This is a genomic window from Sterolibacterium denitrificans (assembly GCF_900174485.1).
In the GTDB taxonomy this organism is placed as follows: Bacteria; Pseudomonadota; Gammaproteobacteria; order Burkholderiales; family Rhodocyclaceae; genus Sterolibacterium; species Sterolibacterium denitrificans.
The window spans coordinates 2,790,688-2,807,373 of record NZ_LT837803.1 but is presented as its reverse complement, the minus strand read 5'-3'; the positions used below and the strand labels follow the sequence as shown (position 1 = coordinate 2,807,373).

The following is a 16,686-nucleotide window of genomic DNA, read 5'->3' as shown; positions in this document are numbered from 1 at the left end:
GTTTGCCGGCATGTCGCTTTTTTCGATTGTCATTGCCCTGATACTCGAGCAGGTCCGCCCGCTTGCGCAGCAGCGTTTCGTGCGTGCGCCACTGACGCGTTATGCGCAATTTCTGGAAACTTACTGCAACGACGGCCGGCGTATTCACGGCACGATCGCCTGGCTTGCGGCGATGTTGCCGCCATTGCTCTTGCTGTTGCTGCTGCAGTTCGCCATTGCCCGCTGGCAGCCCCTGCTGCTGTTGCCCTTCAATGTGGCGGTGCTGTACGTCACGATGGGCTTTCGCCAGTTCAGCCATTACTTCACCGATACCCACCTGGCACTGCGCATGGGCGAACTGGAGCGCGCGCGCGCGTTGATCGGCGAATGGCGCGGCCGCAGCGCCGAGCGTCTGAGTTCGCGCGAAGTGGCGCGTCTGGCCATCGAGGAAGCCCTGTTGGCTTCGCACCAGCATGTCTTCGCGCCGCTGTTCTACTTCGTCGCGCTCGGTCCGGCGGGTGCCATGCTGTATCGGCTGGCGCTGTTTTTCCGCGGCCAGTGGGGCGGGAGCGAAGTCGGCGTGTTTGGCGAAACGGCACGCAAGGCTTTCCATTACATCGACTGGCTGCCGTTGCGCTGCACGGCGGCGGTCTTCGCCATGGTGGGAAATTTCGAGGACGCCGTGTATTGCTGGCGCACCCAGGCCGCGAACTGGCCGGACCCGGCCTCCGGTATACTGCTGGCCAGCGGCGCTGGCGCCATCGGTGTGCGTCTCGGCCAGCCTCTGCAGGAGGCGGGCGAGGTTGCGTTCAGTGAGCGGCCGGAGCTGGGCAGCGGCGAGGAGGCCGATGCCGATTCCATGCAAAGTGCGATAGGTCTGGTGTGGCGCAGTCTCGTCCTGTGCGTGCTGCTGCTGGCGCTATTTTGGGTCGCCAGCTGGATGGGTTGAACAGTTTTTCAGGAGAACGATGATGTCGAATCGACGTGAAGTGATGGTGGTCAGCGGTGCGCGCACCCCGATCGGTAGTTTTGGCGGCAGTCTGAAGGATCTGTCGCCCTCGCTGCTCGGCGTTCTGGTGGTGAAGGAGGCCATTGCCCGCGCCGGCATCGAGGCCGCCCAGGTCGAGCAACTGGTCTGCGGCAACGTGATCCATGGCGAAGCCCGCGACATGTATGTCTCGCGCGCCATCGCCATCGACGCCGGCCTGAGCCAGGAATCCGCCGCATTGACGCTGAACCGTCTGTGCGGCTCGGGTCTGCAGTCCATCGTCACGGCCGCCAATGCGATCCAGTTGGGCGATGCCGATGTCGCCATCGGCTGCGGCGTCGAGAGCATGAGCCGCGCTGGCTACACCATGCCGGCCGCCCGTTTCGGCGCGCGCATGGGCGATACCAAGATGATCGACATGATGGTCGGTGCCCTCACCGATCCGTTCAGTCCGAACCACATGGGTATCACCGCGGAGAACATCGCCGAGCGTTTCGGCATCGGCCGCGAGGACCAGGACGCCTGCGCCGTGGAAAGCCAGCAGCGCGCGGTCAAGGCCATTGCCGCCGGCCACTTCAAGTCGCAGATCGTGCCGGTGGAACTGAAGACGCGCAAGGGCGCGGTGATGTTCGATACCGATGAATATCCCAAGGCCGACGCTTCGCTGGATTCGCTCGCCAAGCTGAAGCCGGCGTTCAAGAAGGACGGCACGGTCACGGCCGGCAATGCTTCGGGCATCAACGATGGCGCGGCGGCCGTGGTGCTGATGGAAGCCGGCGCGGCCGCCAGAGCCGGCGCGAAGCCGCTGGCGCGGCTGGTTTCCTACGCGGTGGCCGGCGTCGATCCGAGCATCATGGGCACCGGGCCGATTCCGGCCGTGCGCCTGGCGCTCAAGCGTGCCGGCCTGTCGCTCAACGACATCGACGTGATCGAATCGAACGAAGCCTTTGCCGTCCAGGCGCTGTGCGTCAGCCGTGAACTGGGCTTCGATCCGGCCAAGGTGAATCCGAATGGCGGCGCCGTGGCGCTGGGCCATCCGCTGGCCGCCACGGGCAGCATCCTCACCGTCAAGTGCCTGTACGAGCTGCAGCGCACCGGCAAGCGCTATGGTCTGGTGACCATGTGCATCGGCGGCGGTCAGGGTATCGCCGGCATTTTCGAACGCGCCTGAAAGCCCATTCCTGACCCCGCCTGCGGGCGGGGTTTTTTCCTCTGGAGGGAAGACTTCGTTGAAGCCTACCGATATCAACAACCCCGATTATTTCCACAAAGTCGTGGATTGCCAGTGGGCCTGTCCGGCCCATACGCCCGTACCGCAGTACATCCGCGCCATTGCCGCCGGTCAGTATGCCGATGCCTACATGATCAACTGGCGGGCGAATGTCTTTCCCGGCATTCTTGGCCGCGTTTGCGACCGCCCTTGCGAGCCGGCCTGCCGGCGCGGCCGCGTCGACAAGGAGCCGGTGGCGATCTGCCGGCTGAAGCGCGTCGCCGCCGATTTCAAGGACGACGTCCATGACCGCCTGCCGCAGGCGCCGGCGCAGAAGAACGGCAAGCGCATCGCCTGCGTCGGCGCGGGCCCGGCCTCGCTGACCGTGGCGCGCGATCTGGCCGTGCTGGGTTACGAGGTGACGGTGTTCGACAACGGCAAGTCGGCCGGCGGCATGATGCGCAGCCAGATTCCCAAGTTCCGCCTGCCCGACAGCGTGATCGACGAGGAATGCGATTACGTTTTCGGCCTGGGCGTGACTTCCCGCCAGGAACGCTGGGTGGACAGCCTGCGCGGTCTGCTGGCCGAAGACTGGGATGCCGTTTTCGTCGGCACCGGCGCGCCGCGCGGTCGCGATGCCGATGTGCCGGGACGCCAGGAGGCGGCCGCGCATATCCATATCGGCATCGAATGGCTGGCCAATGTCGCCTTCGGTCATGTGGACGGGATTTCACCGCGCGTCATCGTGCTGGGGGGCGGCAATACCGCGATGGACTGCTGTCGTTCGGCACGTCGTCTGGGCGGCACGGACGTCAAGGTGGTGGTGCGCAGCGGCTTCGATGAAATGAAGGCTTCGCCGTGGGAAAAGGAAGATGCCATGCACGAAGGCATCCCCATTCACAACTTCCTTGTGCCCAAGGCGTTCGTCCATGACGACGGCAAGCTGCGCGGCGTGTCTTTTGAAAAGGTGCGTGCCGAGTACGATGCCAAGGGACGGCGCAATCTGGTGCCGACCGGCGAGCCGGATGTGCTGATGGAGTGCGACGAAGTGCTGGTGGCGATTGGCCAGGAAAACAGTTTTTCCTGGATCGAGCGGGATATCGGCGTCGAGTTCGATAAATGGGGCATGCCGGTACTCGATGCCAAGACCTTCCAGTCGACCCTACCCAGGGTGTTCTTCGGCGGCGATGCTTCCTTCGGTCCGAAGAACATCATCACCGCCGTGGCCCAGGGTCATGAAGCGGCGATTTCCATCGACAACTTCTGTCGCGGCAAAGAGGTCGCCCAGCGGGTGATTCCGCCGGTGAATCTGGTCAGCCAGAAAATGGGCATCCACGAGTGGAGCTACGACAACCAGGTTTCTGAGGATGCGCGCAAGAAGGTGCCGATGAAACCGCTGGAGTTCGCGCTGGCCGATATCAAGCTGGAGCTGGAGCTGGGCTTCGACCCGCGCCTGGCTTATGCCGAGGCGGAACGCTGCCTCAACTGCGACGTGCAGACGGTGTTTGCGCCCAAGCTGTGCATCGAATGCGACGCCTGTGTCGATATCTGTCCGACGGAGTGCATCACCTTCACCGCCAACGGTGAGGAAGGCGATCTGCGCGGCCGTCTCAAGGCGCCGGCCAGGAACGCCAATCAGGCGCTGTATGTGTCGCCCGAGCTGAAGACGGACCGGGTCATGGTCAAGGACGAGAATGTCTGCCTGCATTGCGGCATGTGCGCCGAACGCTGCCCGACGGGGGCGTGGGACATGCAGGCGTTTTATTACGAAATCGCCCACGCCGGTGCGGAGGTTCCAAAACGATGAGTCAGCAGAGTCAACCGTCCGCAGCCGTCCAGGGCTGCAACGATTTCGTCATCAAGTTCGCCAACGTCAATGGTTCCGGCTCGGCTTCGGCCAACGAGCTGTTCGCCCGTTCCATCATCCGCATGGGTGTGCCGGTGGCGCCGCGCAACATCTTCCCGTCGAACATCCAGGGCATGCCGACCTGGTATGAGCTGCGCGTCTCGGCCGAAGGCTGGCTCGGCCGTCGCGGCGGCTGCGACATGATGGTGGCGATGAATCCGCAGACCTGGGATCGCGACATCGCCGAGATTTCTCCCGGCGGCTACCTGCTTTACGATTCGACCAAGACGCTGCCGCGCTCGAAGTTCCGCGACGACCTGCACATCATCGGCATTCCGCTGACCGAACTATGCAACCGCGAATACAAGGATGCCCGCCAGCGCCAGTTGTTCAAGAACATCATGTACGTCGGCGCGCTGGCCGCGCTGATCGACATCGATCCGAAGGAAGTCGAGAAACTGATCGGCGAGCAGTACCGCGGCAAGGAACAGTTGATCGACGCCAACATGAAGGCGCTGAAGATCGGCTACGCGTACGCCCAGGCGCATTTCACCTGCCCGCTCGGCTTGCGCGTCGAGCGGGCCGACATGATCGGCGATCGCATCATCATCGACGGCAACAGCGCCTGCGGCCTGGGCGCGGTGTATGGCGGCGCGACGGTGGCGGCATGGTATCCGATCACGCCGTCGACCTCGGTGATCGAGGCTTTCTCCGGCTACTGCCGCAAATACCGCGTCGATCCGGACAATGGCGCCAGCCGTTATGCCATCGTCCAGGCCGAGGACGAACTGGCTTCGATCGGCATGGTCATCGGCGCGGGCTGGAACGGCGCGCGGGCCTTCACCGCCACTTCGGGCCCCGGCATTTCGCTGATGCAGGAGTTCTTCGGCCTGGCCTATTTCGCCGAAATCCCGGCGGTGATCTTCGATGTCCAGCGTGGCGGCCCGTCGACCGGCATGCCCACGCGCACCCAGCAGTCCGACCTGATTTCCTGCGCCTATGCCTCGCATGGCGACACCCGGCATGTGCTGATCTTCCCGGAAGATCCCTACGAGTGCTTCGAGCTGGGCGCCCAATCCTTTGATCTGGCCGAGCGCCTGCAGACGCCGGTGTTCGTCCTGCTCGACCTGGACATCGGCATGAACGAGCGGCTGTGCAAGCCCTTCGCCTGGGACGACAGCCACGTCTATGACCGCGGCAAGCTGATGAGCGAGGCCGATCTCGAGGCGGGCAAGGATTTTGGCCGCTATCTCGATGTCGATGGCGACGGCATTCCGTACCGCACGATTCCCGGAACCCACCCGACACGCGGCGCTTTTTTCACCCGCGGCACGACGCGCAACGCCTATGCCAAGTACAGCGAAACCGGGGCCGACTACATCTACAACATGGAGCGGCTGCGGCGCAAGCTGGATACGGCAAAGAAGCTGGTTCCCGCGCCCATCCTGCATCAGGCGAAGTTGCCGACGACCATTGGCGTGATCCACTACGGCTCGACCAGCGCGGCGATGGCGGAAGCCAGCGTCCTGCTGGAGCAACGTGACATCCACGCCGATACGCTGCGTGTGCGCGCCTTTCCGTTCAGCGACGCGGTGGTGGACTTCATCGAGCGCCACGAGCGGGTCTTCGTCGTCGAGCAGAACGAAAGCGCCCAGTTGCGCAGCCTGCTCATCAACGAGTGCGATATCGATCCGAAAAAACTGGTGCGCGTGCTGCATTACGACGGCACGCCGATCACCGCGCGCTTCATCAGCGAGCGGATCGAAAGTGCACTGTCCGATGGCAATGCCCAACAGACCCGCAAGGTGGCCTCATGACCTACATCGCCAAACCCAAGCTGCTGCGTCCCGATACGCCGAAGAATGCACTCGGCTACACGCGGCGCGACTACGAAGGCGCCATCTCGACGCTGTGCGCCGGTTGCGGCCACGACTCGATCAGCGCGGCCATCGTGCAGGCCTGCTTCGATCTGGACATCGAACCGCATCGCGTCGCCAAGCTCTCCGGTATCGGCTGCTCGTCGAAGACGCCGGACTACTTTCTCGGCAATTCCCACGGCTTCAACAGCGTGCATGGCCGCATGCCCTCGGTGCTCACCGGCGCGGCGCTGGCCAATCGCGAGCTGCTGTACCTGGGCATTTCCGGCGATGGCGATTCCGCCTCCATCGGCATCGGCCAGTTCGCCCATGCCATGCGGCGCGGTGTGAACATGACCTACATCTGCGAGAACAATGGCGTGTATGGCCTGACCAAGGGCCAGTTCTCGGCCACCAGCGACAAGGGCTCGAAGAACAAGCGCGGCGTGGTGAACAGCGATAGCCCGATCGACCTCGTCGCCCTGGCGCTGCAGCTCGGCGCCACCTATGTGGGGCGCAGTTTCTCGGGCGACAAGGAGCAACTGGTGCCGCTCATCAAGGGTGCGTTGCGCCATCGCGGCCCGGCCTTCATCGACATCCTCAGTCCCTGCGTGACTTTCAACAACCACGCCGGCTCCACCAAGAGCTACGACTATGTGCGCGAACACAACGAGGCGGTGAATCGCATCGAGGTGATCCTGCCGCGCGATCCGATCGAGGCGTCTTATCCGCCGGGCTCGTTGCGCCGTGTCGTGCAGCACGATGGCTCGGTGCTGCACCTGCGGAAAGTGGCCGATGGCTACGATCCGACCGATCGCATCGGGGCCATGAACTATTTGCAGGAACGCCACGCCCTGGGCGAGATCGTCACCGGCCTGTTGTATGTCGACAGCAGCGCGGAAGATCTGCACCGCCATCTCAACACCGTGGCCAAACCGCTCAACAGGCTCGGGGATGCTTATCTCTGCCCTGGCAGCAAGGCGCTGGAGGCGCTGAACGCATCCCTGCGCTGAGTTGCTGCTTTCGTCAGCAGACGGACCGGGGCCCCGCGTGCGCCAGCACTGCGGGGCTCGTTTTTTTCACTGTTTTCGTTTTTTGATTCAAAGACATGGCCATTTTCCCGCGCTGATCGAGGCATGGAACGAGAGGAAAACTCCAAAAATAACAGCGACAAGGTACAATCCGCCAACGATTTGAATTGCATAGCAACTCGCGGATCAACTTATTGACTGATGCAATAGGGAAAGGCGTGTGATACAGGAACAGGAAGTGAGGAGAAGTCCGCTGTCTCTGGTCGTGGATTATTTCATCCACCCGAGCTATCGCCTCGACTCGGACACTTTCTTTCGCGGCCGCATCCTGATTGCCGCGATGCTGGTCTTTGTGATCGTGTCCGCCAGCGCCTACCTGGCGGTGTTGGCAACTCCCTTTCTTTCAACCTCGGTTTTCTGGGCCAGCCTGATCCTGCCGCCGGCGACGCTGAGCTTCGTCACCCTGCTGGTCCTGATCCGTCGCCGGGGCGGCTACATGTTCTGCAGCATCGCCAGCGTGCTGGTGATCTATCTCATCATCGTGATCGGCATTTGTGTTTCCGGGGGGCCGGCGGTATCACCCGTGGTGCAATTGCTCGTCGTTCCACCGCTGGTCGCCTATTTCTTTGGCGGCTTGCGCTGGGGCGGTCGCGCCGTGGCGATCACCTTTCCGACCCTTATCATTCTGATCGTACTGCATTTGCTGGGCGTGCCGTTTTTGCAGACGGTGACGACCGAGGCGCAGATGGATCTGGCGCGCGGCATCATCACCTTCCTCAACCTTGCCGTGATTTCCGGCATGGCTTTCATTTACGAGTTCACCGCCGCCGCGCTCAAGCGGGAGCGCGATCTCGAGCATGAGAAATACATCCAGCTTGCCAAGACCGATCCGTTGACCGGGCTGGCGAATCGCCGCAATTTCGACGACATGCTCAAGGAGCGGGCCGAGCTCTACGGCGCGCAGATTCCGCCGCGCCGTTTTGCGCTGGGGTATCTCGATCTCGACGGCTTCAAACCGATCAACGATCAATACGGCCATGCCGTGGGTGACGAAGTGCTGCGGGTGATTTCGGAGCGTTTGCGCGCCGCCCTGCGCGGCTCCGATTTCGTCGGCCGTCATGGTGGCGACGAATTCATGCTGCTGCTCGACACGGTGGGCAGCCAGGAAGCGCTGGAAGCCATGGCCGATCGCATGTTGTCCTCGATCGCCCAGCCCATCAAGACCAGCGCCGGCATCGTTGGCGTTACCGGCAGCCTGGGTTTTGCGATGTTTCCGCTGGATGCGGTTGAAATCAAGGATCTGATGAAGGCCGCCGACGATGCGATGTATACCGCCAAGCAAAAGCGCGGTAGCTGGCACTTCTATCGCAAGCACCATACCCAGGCCGCGCCCTGATTCTGGCCCTGGGGCGTGAGCGCTACCGTCGCGGTCTGGCTTTGTTCTTCGCTCTCTTCTCTCAATACGACCGACCGGGCTGCGCCGTGCGTGCAGGTGCATTGGCTTGGGTCGCGTGGGGAGCGTCTGCCGCTTCGAAGGCGGCTTTGTAAAACTGCGCCATGCCGGCCTTGTTCATCGGCCGCTTGGTCAAATCCCATGCCGGCAGGCCTCGGCGGGCCGTTTTCCACGGGTCATCCTGCTTGATCATCTTTCCCAGTTCCGCCTGGCTGAATTCGCCATAGGCCTGCCAGACATCATCGAGCAGCCCGCGCGTGTCGTCATCGAACTGGATGGCGCAGTCTGCCAATTCATCGGCGCCGAGGTTGTTCCAGCCCTTGCTGCTCAGCCTGGCCCAGAGCGAGGGAAAAACCGGCCCGTGATCCCAGGCCTGCAGTTCCTCGTCGATCAGTTCGCGGTCGAATACCGCCAGCGACCAGGCTTCGGCATAGTAGAGCAGGGCGCCGAGCTTCATCAGATTGATGGTTTCGCCGGCGGCATGGTTGACTTTGTTCAGCAGGTAAGCGGCCAGTTGGGGCGCGGTGTATCGGGTCTGTGTCATGGGAGCGCTCGTCAAACGGAATGAGGGATGCAAGGGCAGGGACGACCCGGAAGCAATGAAACAATGGGCGTTCTTAATCCGAGTCAACTGGTCGGGTATTTTAGCCTCGATTGCCTGGCAAAGGTCAAGCAAGGCTGAATTATTCAGGTATGAAGTATTCCGGTCATGTCGTCCCGGGCCGGACTGGCGCAGTCGCAGCCGCAGGCTCAGGGCTGGAGGCGCTTTTCGAGAAACCCGAGGAAATCTTCGAAGCGCCCGCCGCCGGCAAACACATGGGACATGCCGACCAATATTTCATACTTGCCCTGAAAGCCGACTGCGGCGAGAAAGGTGTTCTCCGTTTGTGGCAGGCCGAATATCGTCTCTGCGCGGAAACCGCCGCCGCTGAGCAGGCTGCGCTTGAAGGGGCCGCCAACCGAGAGCACGGCGGTTTCCATGGTTTTCGGCCGGGTGTAGTTCTTTTCGTTCAGGGAAACGATCTTGTCCAGCCATGGAAAAGGCAGGAAGCGGATGAGTTCGAGGATTTCCGGATAGTTGGTTTCAACATTGCGCTCCAGCCGGCCCTGCAGATTGGTTTTGACGTCTTCCAGGGTTTCTCCCGGCGCGATGTCCAGATAGAGCATGCTGGTGAAATTGGTGGTGGCCAGCAGTTCCGGCACATGGCGTTTGAGGTTGATGGGGATGGCGATGCGCACCACCTCATTGCTTGTCCGGTGCACGTATTCGGCCGCCGCATGGGCGAAGCGAGCCACCAGATGCGGCAGCGGTCCCGGTACGGTGAAGCGCCGCCACAGACCGCCCTGCAGCGTGCCTTGCGGCTGGCCGGTGACGGTGGGCGGCGTGAAGTGCCTGAGCGGCGAGCGCACGGATTTCACCTGGCGCATCAGCTCGACGTCGGTATAGGCGGCATTGGTGCCCAGCAGCGGCTCGCCACGTATGGCGCGGAACAGTTCGCTCATGAAATGCGCCACGCCCGTGCCATCCATCACGGCATGAGCGGCACGGAAAATGATCTGCAGCCTGTCGCGGCCGGCGATGATGAGCTCACAGCCACGTCCCTCTTCCAGCGATAGCGGAATGGCGTAAATGAAATCTGCGCCGAGGCTGGAATGGCTGTCCCACTGCTGATCCGGCAGCAGACGCAGGCCGGGCGCATGGCCGTCACTGCGCCAGCGCGCCTGGCGCCGCTTGCCGTGCAGCCGCAGACGGCAGCCGGGATTTGCCGCCGCCACCTGGTCGATCGCCGCTTGCCAGTCGATCTGCGCGCCCTCGGCCAGTTCGCCTTCGATCACCGAGACCACCTCGCGTGGCCGCTGCAGCGTCGCCGGATGGTGGCCGATGCAGGCGTGGTAGTACTCGGAGGCGGTGAGCAAGCGGTCTATTTCCTGCACGGGCGCCAGGGGTGGAAGCGGAGCAGGTTGCTTGGCCATGGATGTCAATGAGTGGAATGACGATCAGGGCGCAGGATACATGACGTTGCTGGAGCTAGTGTAGCGCTGCATTCCTGACGGAATAGATAAATATCGGCTTCGTCATTCCCGCGCAGGCGGGAATCCAGTACGTACCTGGGTCCCCGCTTTCGCGGGGACGACAAATGTGTGGTTTTTACGTATCAATCAGCGTGCAACACTACGCTAGCCGGCCGCCTTGGCCCAGGAATCGCGCAAGGTCACGCTGCGGTTGAAGACCGGCCGGCCGGGCTGCGAGTCCACGCGGTCGGCAACGAAGTAGCCATGGCGTTCGAACTGGAAACTTTCTTCGGGTTTGACGTTTTGCAGCGCCGGCTCCAGATAGGCATGGATGACTTCCTTGCTGGCCGGATTGAGGTCGTCCAGATAATTGCGTTCCATGCCTTCCGCATCGCCTTCGCGGCGCGCGCCCGGATGGGGCGCGGCGAACAGGCGGTCGAACAGACGCACTTCGGCCTGATAGGCATGGCGTGCGCTGATCCAGTGCAGGTTGCCTTTCACCTTGTAGTTGTCGGCGCCCGGCGTGCCGGACTTGGAGTCCGGCTGAAGCTCGGCATGCACCGCGACGACCTGGCCGCTCGCGTCCTTCTCGCAGCCGGTGCATTGAATGACGAAGCCATAGCGCAGTCGCGCCAGGTTGCCCGGATAGAGGCGGTGATAGCCTTTCACCGGGGTTTCCATGAAGTCCTCGCGCTCGATCCACAGCTCGCGCGAGAAGGGCATTTCACGCTTGCCCAGTTCCGGCTTGAGCGGATGATTCGGCGCCAGGCAGGACTCCTCGGCCTCCGCCGGGTAATTGGTGATGATCAGCTTCAGCGGATCGAGCACGGCGATGCGCCGCTCGGCGCGCGCGTTGAGATCCTCGCGCATGCAGTCTTCGAGCACGCTCATGTCGATCCATGAATCCGCCTTGGAAACCCCGATGCGCTCGGCGAACAACTGAAAACCTTGCGCGGTGAAGCCGCGCCGGCGCGCGCCGACCAGCGTCGGCAGGCGCGGATCGTCCCAGCCGGCGACGTGGTTTTCATCGACCAGCTGGATCAGCTTGCGCTTGGAAAGCACCACATAAGTCAGGTTGAGGCGCGAGAACTCGATCTGCTGCGGCAGCGGCCACGCCAGCAGGCCCAGCTCGGCCAGTCGCTCCAGCAGCCAGTCGTAGAACGGCCGCTGATCCTCGAACTCCAGGGTGCAGATCGAATGGGTGATGTGCTCCAGCGCATCCTCGATCGGGTGGGCGAAGGTGTACATCGGATAGACGCACCAGGCATCGCCCGTGTTGTGGTGGCTGGCATGGCGGATGCGGTAGATCGCCGGATCGCGCAGATTGATGTTGGCCGCCGCCATGTCGATCTTCGCCCGCAGCACGTGCGCGCCATCGGCGAATTCGCCGGCTTTCATGCGGCTGAACAGATCGAGGTTTTCTTCCACCGAGCGGCTGCGGTAAGGGCTGTCCTGGCCCGCTGCGGTGAGCGTGCCGCGCCGCTCGCGCATTTCTTCGGCCGTCTGGCTGTCGACATAGGCATGGCCGGCCTCGATCAGGGCGACGGCGAATTCGTACATCCAGGCGAAATAGTTCGAGGCGTAATATTGATCGCGCCCCCAGTCGCAGCTCAGCCAGCGCACCGCATCGATGATGGACTCGACATACTCCCGCTCTTCCTTTTCCGGATTGGTGTCGTCGAAGCGCAGGTGACAGACGCCGCCATAGTCGCGCGCCAGACCGAAGTTCAGCAGGATGCTTTTGGCGTGACCGAAATGCAGATAACCGTTCGGCTCGGGCGGAAAGCGCGTGCGGATCTTCGCCGCATCGAGCGGCGCCCCGGCATGCGCCGCCGCCGGCCCCGGCTGTCCGGCCCAGCGCATCTGCGCGTGCTTGCCGGCAGCCAGATCGGCTTCGATGAGATTGCGGATGAAATTCGTGGCCTTGCCCGGTTCCGGAGTGCTCATGACGACTCGACAAAATGCGTGAAATAGCCCGGATTCTACTGGGCAAACGCGAGTTGCTGGGTAGCTCCTTCTTGCTGCCGGCGGAGTAAAATCCCGCCGATGAATTTTTCATCCTTTCTTGCCGTGGGTCTGGGCTCGGCCATCGGCGCCTGGTTGCGCTGGGGGCTGGGGCTGGCCTTGAATGCCGTCTTCCCGCTGCTGCCGCTGGGGACGCTGGCGGCCAACCTGATCGGCGGCTATCTGGTCGGCGTGGCGGTGACGGTGTTTCATCTGCAGGCCGATCTGCCGCCGGAACTCAAGCTCTTCTTCATCACCGGGCTGCTCGGTGGCCTGACCACGTTTTCGACGTTTTCGGCCGAGGTCGTCGCCCTCATCCAGCGTGCCGAGTACGCCTGGGCCTGCGGCGCGGCGGTGCTGCATCTGGGCGGCTCGCTGCTGCTTACCGGGCTCGGCATTTACACCGTCCTCCAGCTCGCCAAGTGAAGTTCGACGCTGCCGCCCGTCTGGCCGCTCGGCCAGCGATCGTTTATGACGAATTGCTGCCGGTCAATCAGCGACGCGAGGAGATCGCGCGGGCAATCGCGGAACATCAGGTGGTGGTCGTCTGCGGCGAGACCGGTTCGGGCAAAACCACGCAACTGCCGAAGATCTGCCTGGAACTGGGGCGCGGCAGCCATGGCCTGATCGGCCATACCCAGCCGCGCCGCATCGCCGCGCGGGCCACCGCCGCCCGCATCGCCCAGGAGCTGCAGTCCGAGCTGGGGCGCTTCGTCGGCTACAAGATCCGCTTTACCGATCGCGTCACGCCGGCCACCTACATCAAGCTGATGACCGATGGCATCCTGCTGGCCGAAACCCAGGGCGATCCGCTGCTGCGCCAGTACGACACGCTGATCATCGACGAGGCGCACGAACGCAGTCTCAACATCGACTTTCTGCTCGGCTATCTCAAGCAGTTGCTGCCGCGCCGGCCCGAGTTGAAAGTGATCATCACTTCGGCCACGCTCGATGCCCAGCGTTTCGCCGAGCATTTCGCGCAGCCCGGCCACGGCCGGCCGGCGCCGGTGATCGAGGTCTCCGGCCGCCTGCATCCCATCGAAGTGCGCTGGCGGCCGGTGTTGGGCGCGGATGGCGCGCAGAAGGAGCGCGATCTGAATGAGGCCATCGTCGATGCGGTGGATGAAGTGCAGCGCGCCGGTCCGGGCGATGTGCTGGTGTTCCTGCCCGGCGAGCGCGAGATCCGCGAGGCGGCGGAAGCGCTGCGCAAGCACGGCCTGCGCCGGCCCGCCGGCATGAGCAGCGAAATCCTGCCGCTGTTCGCCCGCCAGTCGGCGCAGGAGCAGGCGCGCATCTTTGCCGCGCACCAGGGGCAAGGGTCCCGCGTGGTGCTGGCGACCAACGTGGCCGAGACTTCGCTGACCGTGCCGGGCATCCGCTACGTCGTCGATACGGGACTGGCGCGCGTCAAGCGCTACAGCCATCGCAACAAGGTCGAGCAGTTGCTGGTCGAGCCGATTTCCCAGGCTGCCGCCCGTCAGCGCGCCGGACGCTGCGGCCGGGTGGCCAGCGGCATCTGCATCCGCCTGTATGACGAGGCGGATTTCCAGCGTCGTCCGGCGCATATCGATCCGGAAATCCTGCGCTCTTCGCTGGCCGGGGTGATCCTGCGCATGAAGGCGCTGCACCTGGGCGATGTCGATGCGTTTCCTTTTCTCCAGGCGCCGCTGCCGAAAATGATCAGCGATGGCTACCAGCTGCTGGCCGAGCTGGGCGCGGTCGATGAGGCGCGGGAACTGACCGGGGTCGGCCGCGAGCTGGCCAAACTGCCGCTGGACCCGAAGATCGCCCGCATGATCCTCGCCGGCCGCGAGCTGGGTGCGCTCCAGGAAGTGCTGGTGATCGCCGCCGCGCTGTCGATCGCCGATCCGCGCGAGCGGCCGCCGGATCGCGCGGGGGCAGCGGATCAGGCGCATGCGCGCTGGAAGGACGAGCGTTCGGAATTCCTGGCCTGGCTGAAGCTCTGGCAGGCGGCGGATGAAATTTGGAAACATGAGTCCTCGTCGAAACAGAAAGCCTGGTGCAAGCAGAATTTCATTTCCTGGCTGCGCCTGCGCGAGTGGCGCGACATCCACGGCCAGTTGCACAGCCTGTGCGCGGAACACGGCTGGCGCGAGAACCAGTTGCCGGCCAGCTACGAAGCGCTGCACTGCGCGTTGCTGACGGGATTGCTCGGCAACCTCGGCCTGAAAAGCGAAGAGGCCGGGCATTACCTGGGCGCGCACGGCATCAAATTCTTCATCCATCCCGGCTCGACGCTGGTTAAAAAGGCCGGCCGCTGGATCGTCGCCGCCGAGCTGGTCGAGACCTCGCGCCTGTTCGCCCGTTGCGTGGCGAAGATCGAGCCGGAGTGGCTGGAGCAGGTGGGCGGCCATCTGCTGCGCAAGCACGTCGATGCGCCGCATTGGGAGAAGAACTCCGGCCAGGTGGTGGCCTTCGAGCGGGCCACCCTGCACGGACTGCTGCTGTATGCCAAGCGCCGAGTGAGCTTTGGCCGCCCGGGGCAGGCGGGCGCGGCGGAGGTGAAGCTGGCGCGTGAGCTGTTCATCCGCGATGCGCTGGTCGGCGGCGAAGTGCATGAGGATTTCGTGCGGCGGGCGAAGTTTCTCCAGCACAACCGCAAGCTGGTGTCCGAGATAGAAAAGCTGGAACACAAGTCGCGGCGCCCCGACGTGCTGGTCGATGAAGCGCTGATCGAGGCGTTCTACGACAGTCTGCTGCCCGCCGACATCACCACCCTGGCGGCTTTCGATGCCTGGCGCAAGCAGGCCGAAGCCGCGCAGCCGCGCCTGTTGCATCTGGAGCGCGAGCAGTTGATGCGTCACGAGGCGGCCGGCATCACCACCGAGGCATTTCCGCCGCATCTGCCCTGTCATGGCCGCCAGTTGCGGCTGACGTATCACCACGATCCGGGCGCGGCGGATGATGGCGTGACCCTGGTCGTTCCGCTGGCCCAGCTCAACCAGGTGCCGGCCACGCGCTGCGAATGGCTGGTGCCCGGCCTGCGGGAGGAAAAAATCCGCGCCCTGCTGAAAACGCTGCCGCAGAAATATCGCCATCGCCTGCAGCCGCTGGATGGTTTTGCCGCCGGGTTTTGCGCCGCCGAGCATGATCTGGACGAGCCGCTGCTGCGCGCGCTGACGCGGGCGGTGGAAGAAAAACTGGCGATGAAACTGCCGCTCGACGCCTTCCGCGTCGGTGAACTGCGCGCCCATCTGCTGATGAATTTCCGTCTGCAGGACGAGCATGGCGCCACCCTGGCGTTGTCGCGCTCGCTGGCGGAGTTGCGCGCGCAGCATGGCGCCCGCGTCGAGCGGAGCTTTGCGGCGGCGAGCCGGCCGGCAGCCAGGGCGGGCGAGAGCGAAAGCGTACGCGCCGGTGAAGCCGGTGAAATCAGTGAAGTCAATGAAGCCAGTGAGGCCAGTGAACACGTCGGCCTGACCACCTGGAGTTTCGGCGAGTTGCCCGAACTGCTGGAAGTCGTCGTCGGCGGACGCAAGGTGGTGGGTTTCCCGGCGCTGGTGGATGAGGAAAGCAGCGTCGCCCTGCGCGTCTTCGATACGCCGGAGAAAGCGCGCCGGCAGCATCGTGGCGGACTCGCCCGCCTGTTCATGCTGAACGCCCGCGAGCAACTGAAGCAACTGGAGAAAACCCTGTTCGGCAGTCCGGCCTTTCGCGATCTGGCCTTGCAGTGCATGGCACTGCTCGATGCCGAGGCGCTGCGGGCGCAGATTCTCGGTGTGGCGCTGGAGCGCAGCTTTCTCGCCGAACCCTGGCCCGCGCAGGCGAGCGAATTCGAGGCGCGGCTCAAGGCAGGCAAGCCACGCCTGGGGCTGATTGCCCAGGAAGTGCTGCGCCTGGTGGGCGGCATCATCCAGGAGTACGCCGGCTTGCAGAAGAAACTGGCGGGGCTGGCCAAGGCCTATCCGGCCGTGGTGGCGGACATCCAGGCCCAGTGCGCGGCGCTGATGGGGCGCAACTTCATCAGCGACACGGCGTTCGAGCGCTTGCAGCAGTATCCGCGCTATCTCAAGGGCGCGGCGCTGCGCTTGGACAAACTGCGCAACGACCCGGCCCGCGATGCGCGCCTGATGAACGACTGGCAGGCCCTGGCCAAGCCCTGGGAGCGCGAGCGCCAGATGCATCTCAAGGCCGCTGCCGGTCTGCCCGATCCCTTCTTCGAGGAATTCCGCTGGTTGCTCGAGGAGTTGCGCATCGCGCTCTTCGCCCAGGAATTGCGCACGCCATCCCCGGTATCGGTAAAGCGTTTGCAAAAATCCTGGGAAGTCCGGCCGCGCTGAATCCG

Annotated in this window: 11 protein-coding genes; 8 read left to right on the top strand and 3 right to left on the bottom strand. The window is 63.7% G+C overall.

The window, feature by feature from the left end:
- Positions 1 to 10: 10 nt before the first annotated feature.
- The 6 genes from SDENCHOL_RS12660 to SDENCHOL_RS12635 all read left to right on the top strand — a co-directional run bounded on the left by SDENCHOL_RS12660 (position 11) and on the right by SDENCHOL_RS12635 (position 8,306).
- Complete coding sequence (locus tag SDENCHOL_RS12660; protein ID WP_067170329.1) at positions 11 to 928, top strand: CobD/CbiB family protein; 918 nt, start codon at positions 11 to 13, stop codon at positions 926 to 928.
- Positions 929 to 950: 22 nt separating this feature from the next.
- The gene (gene bktB / locus SDENCHOL_RS12655) at positions 951 to 2,138 is read left to right on the top strand and encodes a beta-ketothiolase BktB (RefSeq protein WP_067170749.1); all 1,188 of its coding nucleotides are present in this window, start codon (positions 951 to 953) and stop codon (positions 2,136 to 2,138) included.
- A 58-nt stretch (positions 2,139 to 2,196) separates the two neighbouring features.
- The gene (locus SDENCHOL_RS12650; RefSeq protein ID WP_067170326.1) at positions 2,197 to 3,984 is read left to right on the top strand and encodes an FAD-dependent oxidoreductase; all 1,788 of its coding nucleotides are present in this window, start codon (positions 2,197 to 2,199) and stop codon (positions 3,982 to 3,984) included.
- Positions 3,981 to 5,840 (top strand): 2-oxoacid:acceptor oxidoreductase subunit alpha, encoded by a 1,860-nt coding sequence (locus SDENCHOL_RS12645; RefSeq protein WP_067170324.1) that lies wholly within the window; start codon positions 3,981 to 3,983, stop codon positions 5,838 to 5,840. Before SDENCHOL_RS12650 ends, SDENCHOL_RS12645 begins: the two co-directional genes overlap by 4 nt.
- Positions 5,837 to 6,892, top strand: coding sequence for a 2-oxoacid:ferredoxin oxidoreductase subunit beta (locus tag SDENCHOL_RS12640; RefSeq protein WP_067170321.1), 1,056 nt, complete (start codon positions 5,837 to 5,839; stop codon positions 6,890 to 6,892). The genes SDENCHOL_RS12645 and SDENCHOL_RS12640 overlap by 4 nt, the downstream gene beginning before the upstream one ends.
- Positions 6,893 to 7,148: 256 nt before the next feature.
- Positions 7,149 to 8,306, top strand: a complete 1,158-nt coding sequence (locus tag SDENCHOL_RS12635; RefSeq protein ID WP_153011276.1) for a GGDEF domain-containing protein — start codon at positions 7,149 to 7,151, stop codon at positions 8,304 to 8,306.
- 61 nt (positions 8,307 to 8,367) lie between these two features.
- Here SDENCHOL_RS12635 and SDENCHOL_RS12630 read toward each other — a convergent pair whose 3' ends face one another.
- From SDENCHOL_RS12630 to SDENCHOL_RS12620, 3 genes are all read right to left on the bottom strand, one after another.
- Entirely contained in the window at positions 8,368 to 8,907 is a 540-nt protein-coding gene (locus tag SDENCHOL_RS12630) for a Panacea domain-containing protein (RefSeq protein WP_067170316.1), read from the bottom strand.
- A 206-nt stretch (positions 8,908 to 9,113) separates the two neighbouring features.
- Positions 9,114 to 10,337, bottom strand: coding sequence for a hypothetical protein (locus SDENCHOL_RS12625; RefSeq protein ID WP_154717251.1), 1,224 nt, complete (start codon positions 10,335 to 10,337; stop codon positions 9,114 to 9,116).
- Between the two features lie 204 nt (positions 10,338 to 10,541).
- The gene (locus tag SDENCHOL_RS12620) at positions 10,542 to 12,323 is read right to left on the bottom strand and encodes a glutamine--tRNA ligase/YqeY domain fusion protein (RefSeq protein WP_067170311.1); all 1,782 of its coding nucleotides are present in this window, start codon (positions 12,321 to 12,323) and stop codon (positions 10,542 to 10,544) included.
- A 99-nt stretch (positions 12,324 to 12,422) separates the two neighbouring features.
- Between SDENCHOL_RS12620 and crcB the strand changes: the two genes are divergently transcribed.
- A complete protein-coding gene (crcB, locus tag SDENCHOL_RS12615) occupies positions 12,423 to 12,806 on the top strand; it encodes a fluoride efflux transporter CrcB (RefSeq protein ID WP_067170308.1) in 384 nt (127 codons plus the stop codon).
- On the top strand, positions 12,803 to 16,681 hold the full coding sequence (hrpA, locus tag SDENCHOL_RS12610; protein WP_067170305.1) for an ATP-dependent RNA helicase HrpA: 3,879 nt from the start codon (positions 12,803 to 12,805) through the stop codon (positions 16,679 to 16,681). Before crcB ends, hrpA begins: the two co-directional genes overlap by 4 nt.
- Positions 16,682 to 16,686 lie beyond the last annotated feature (5 nt).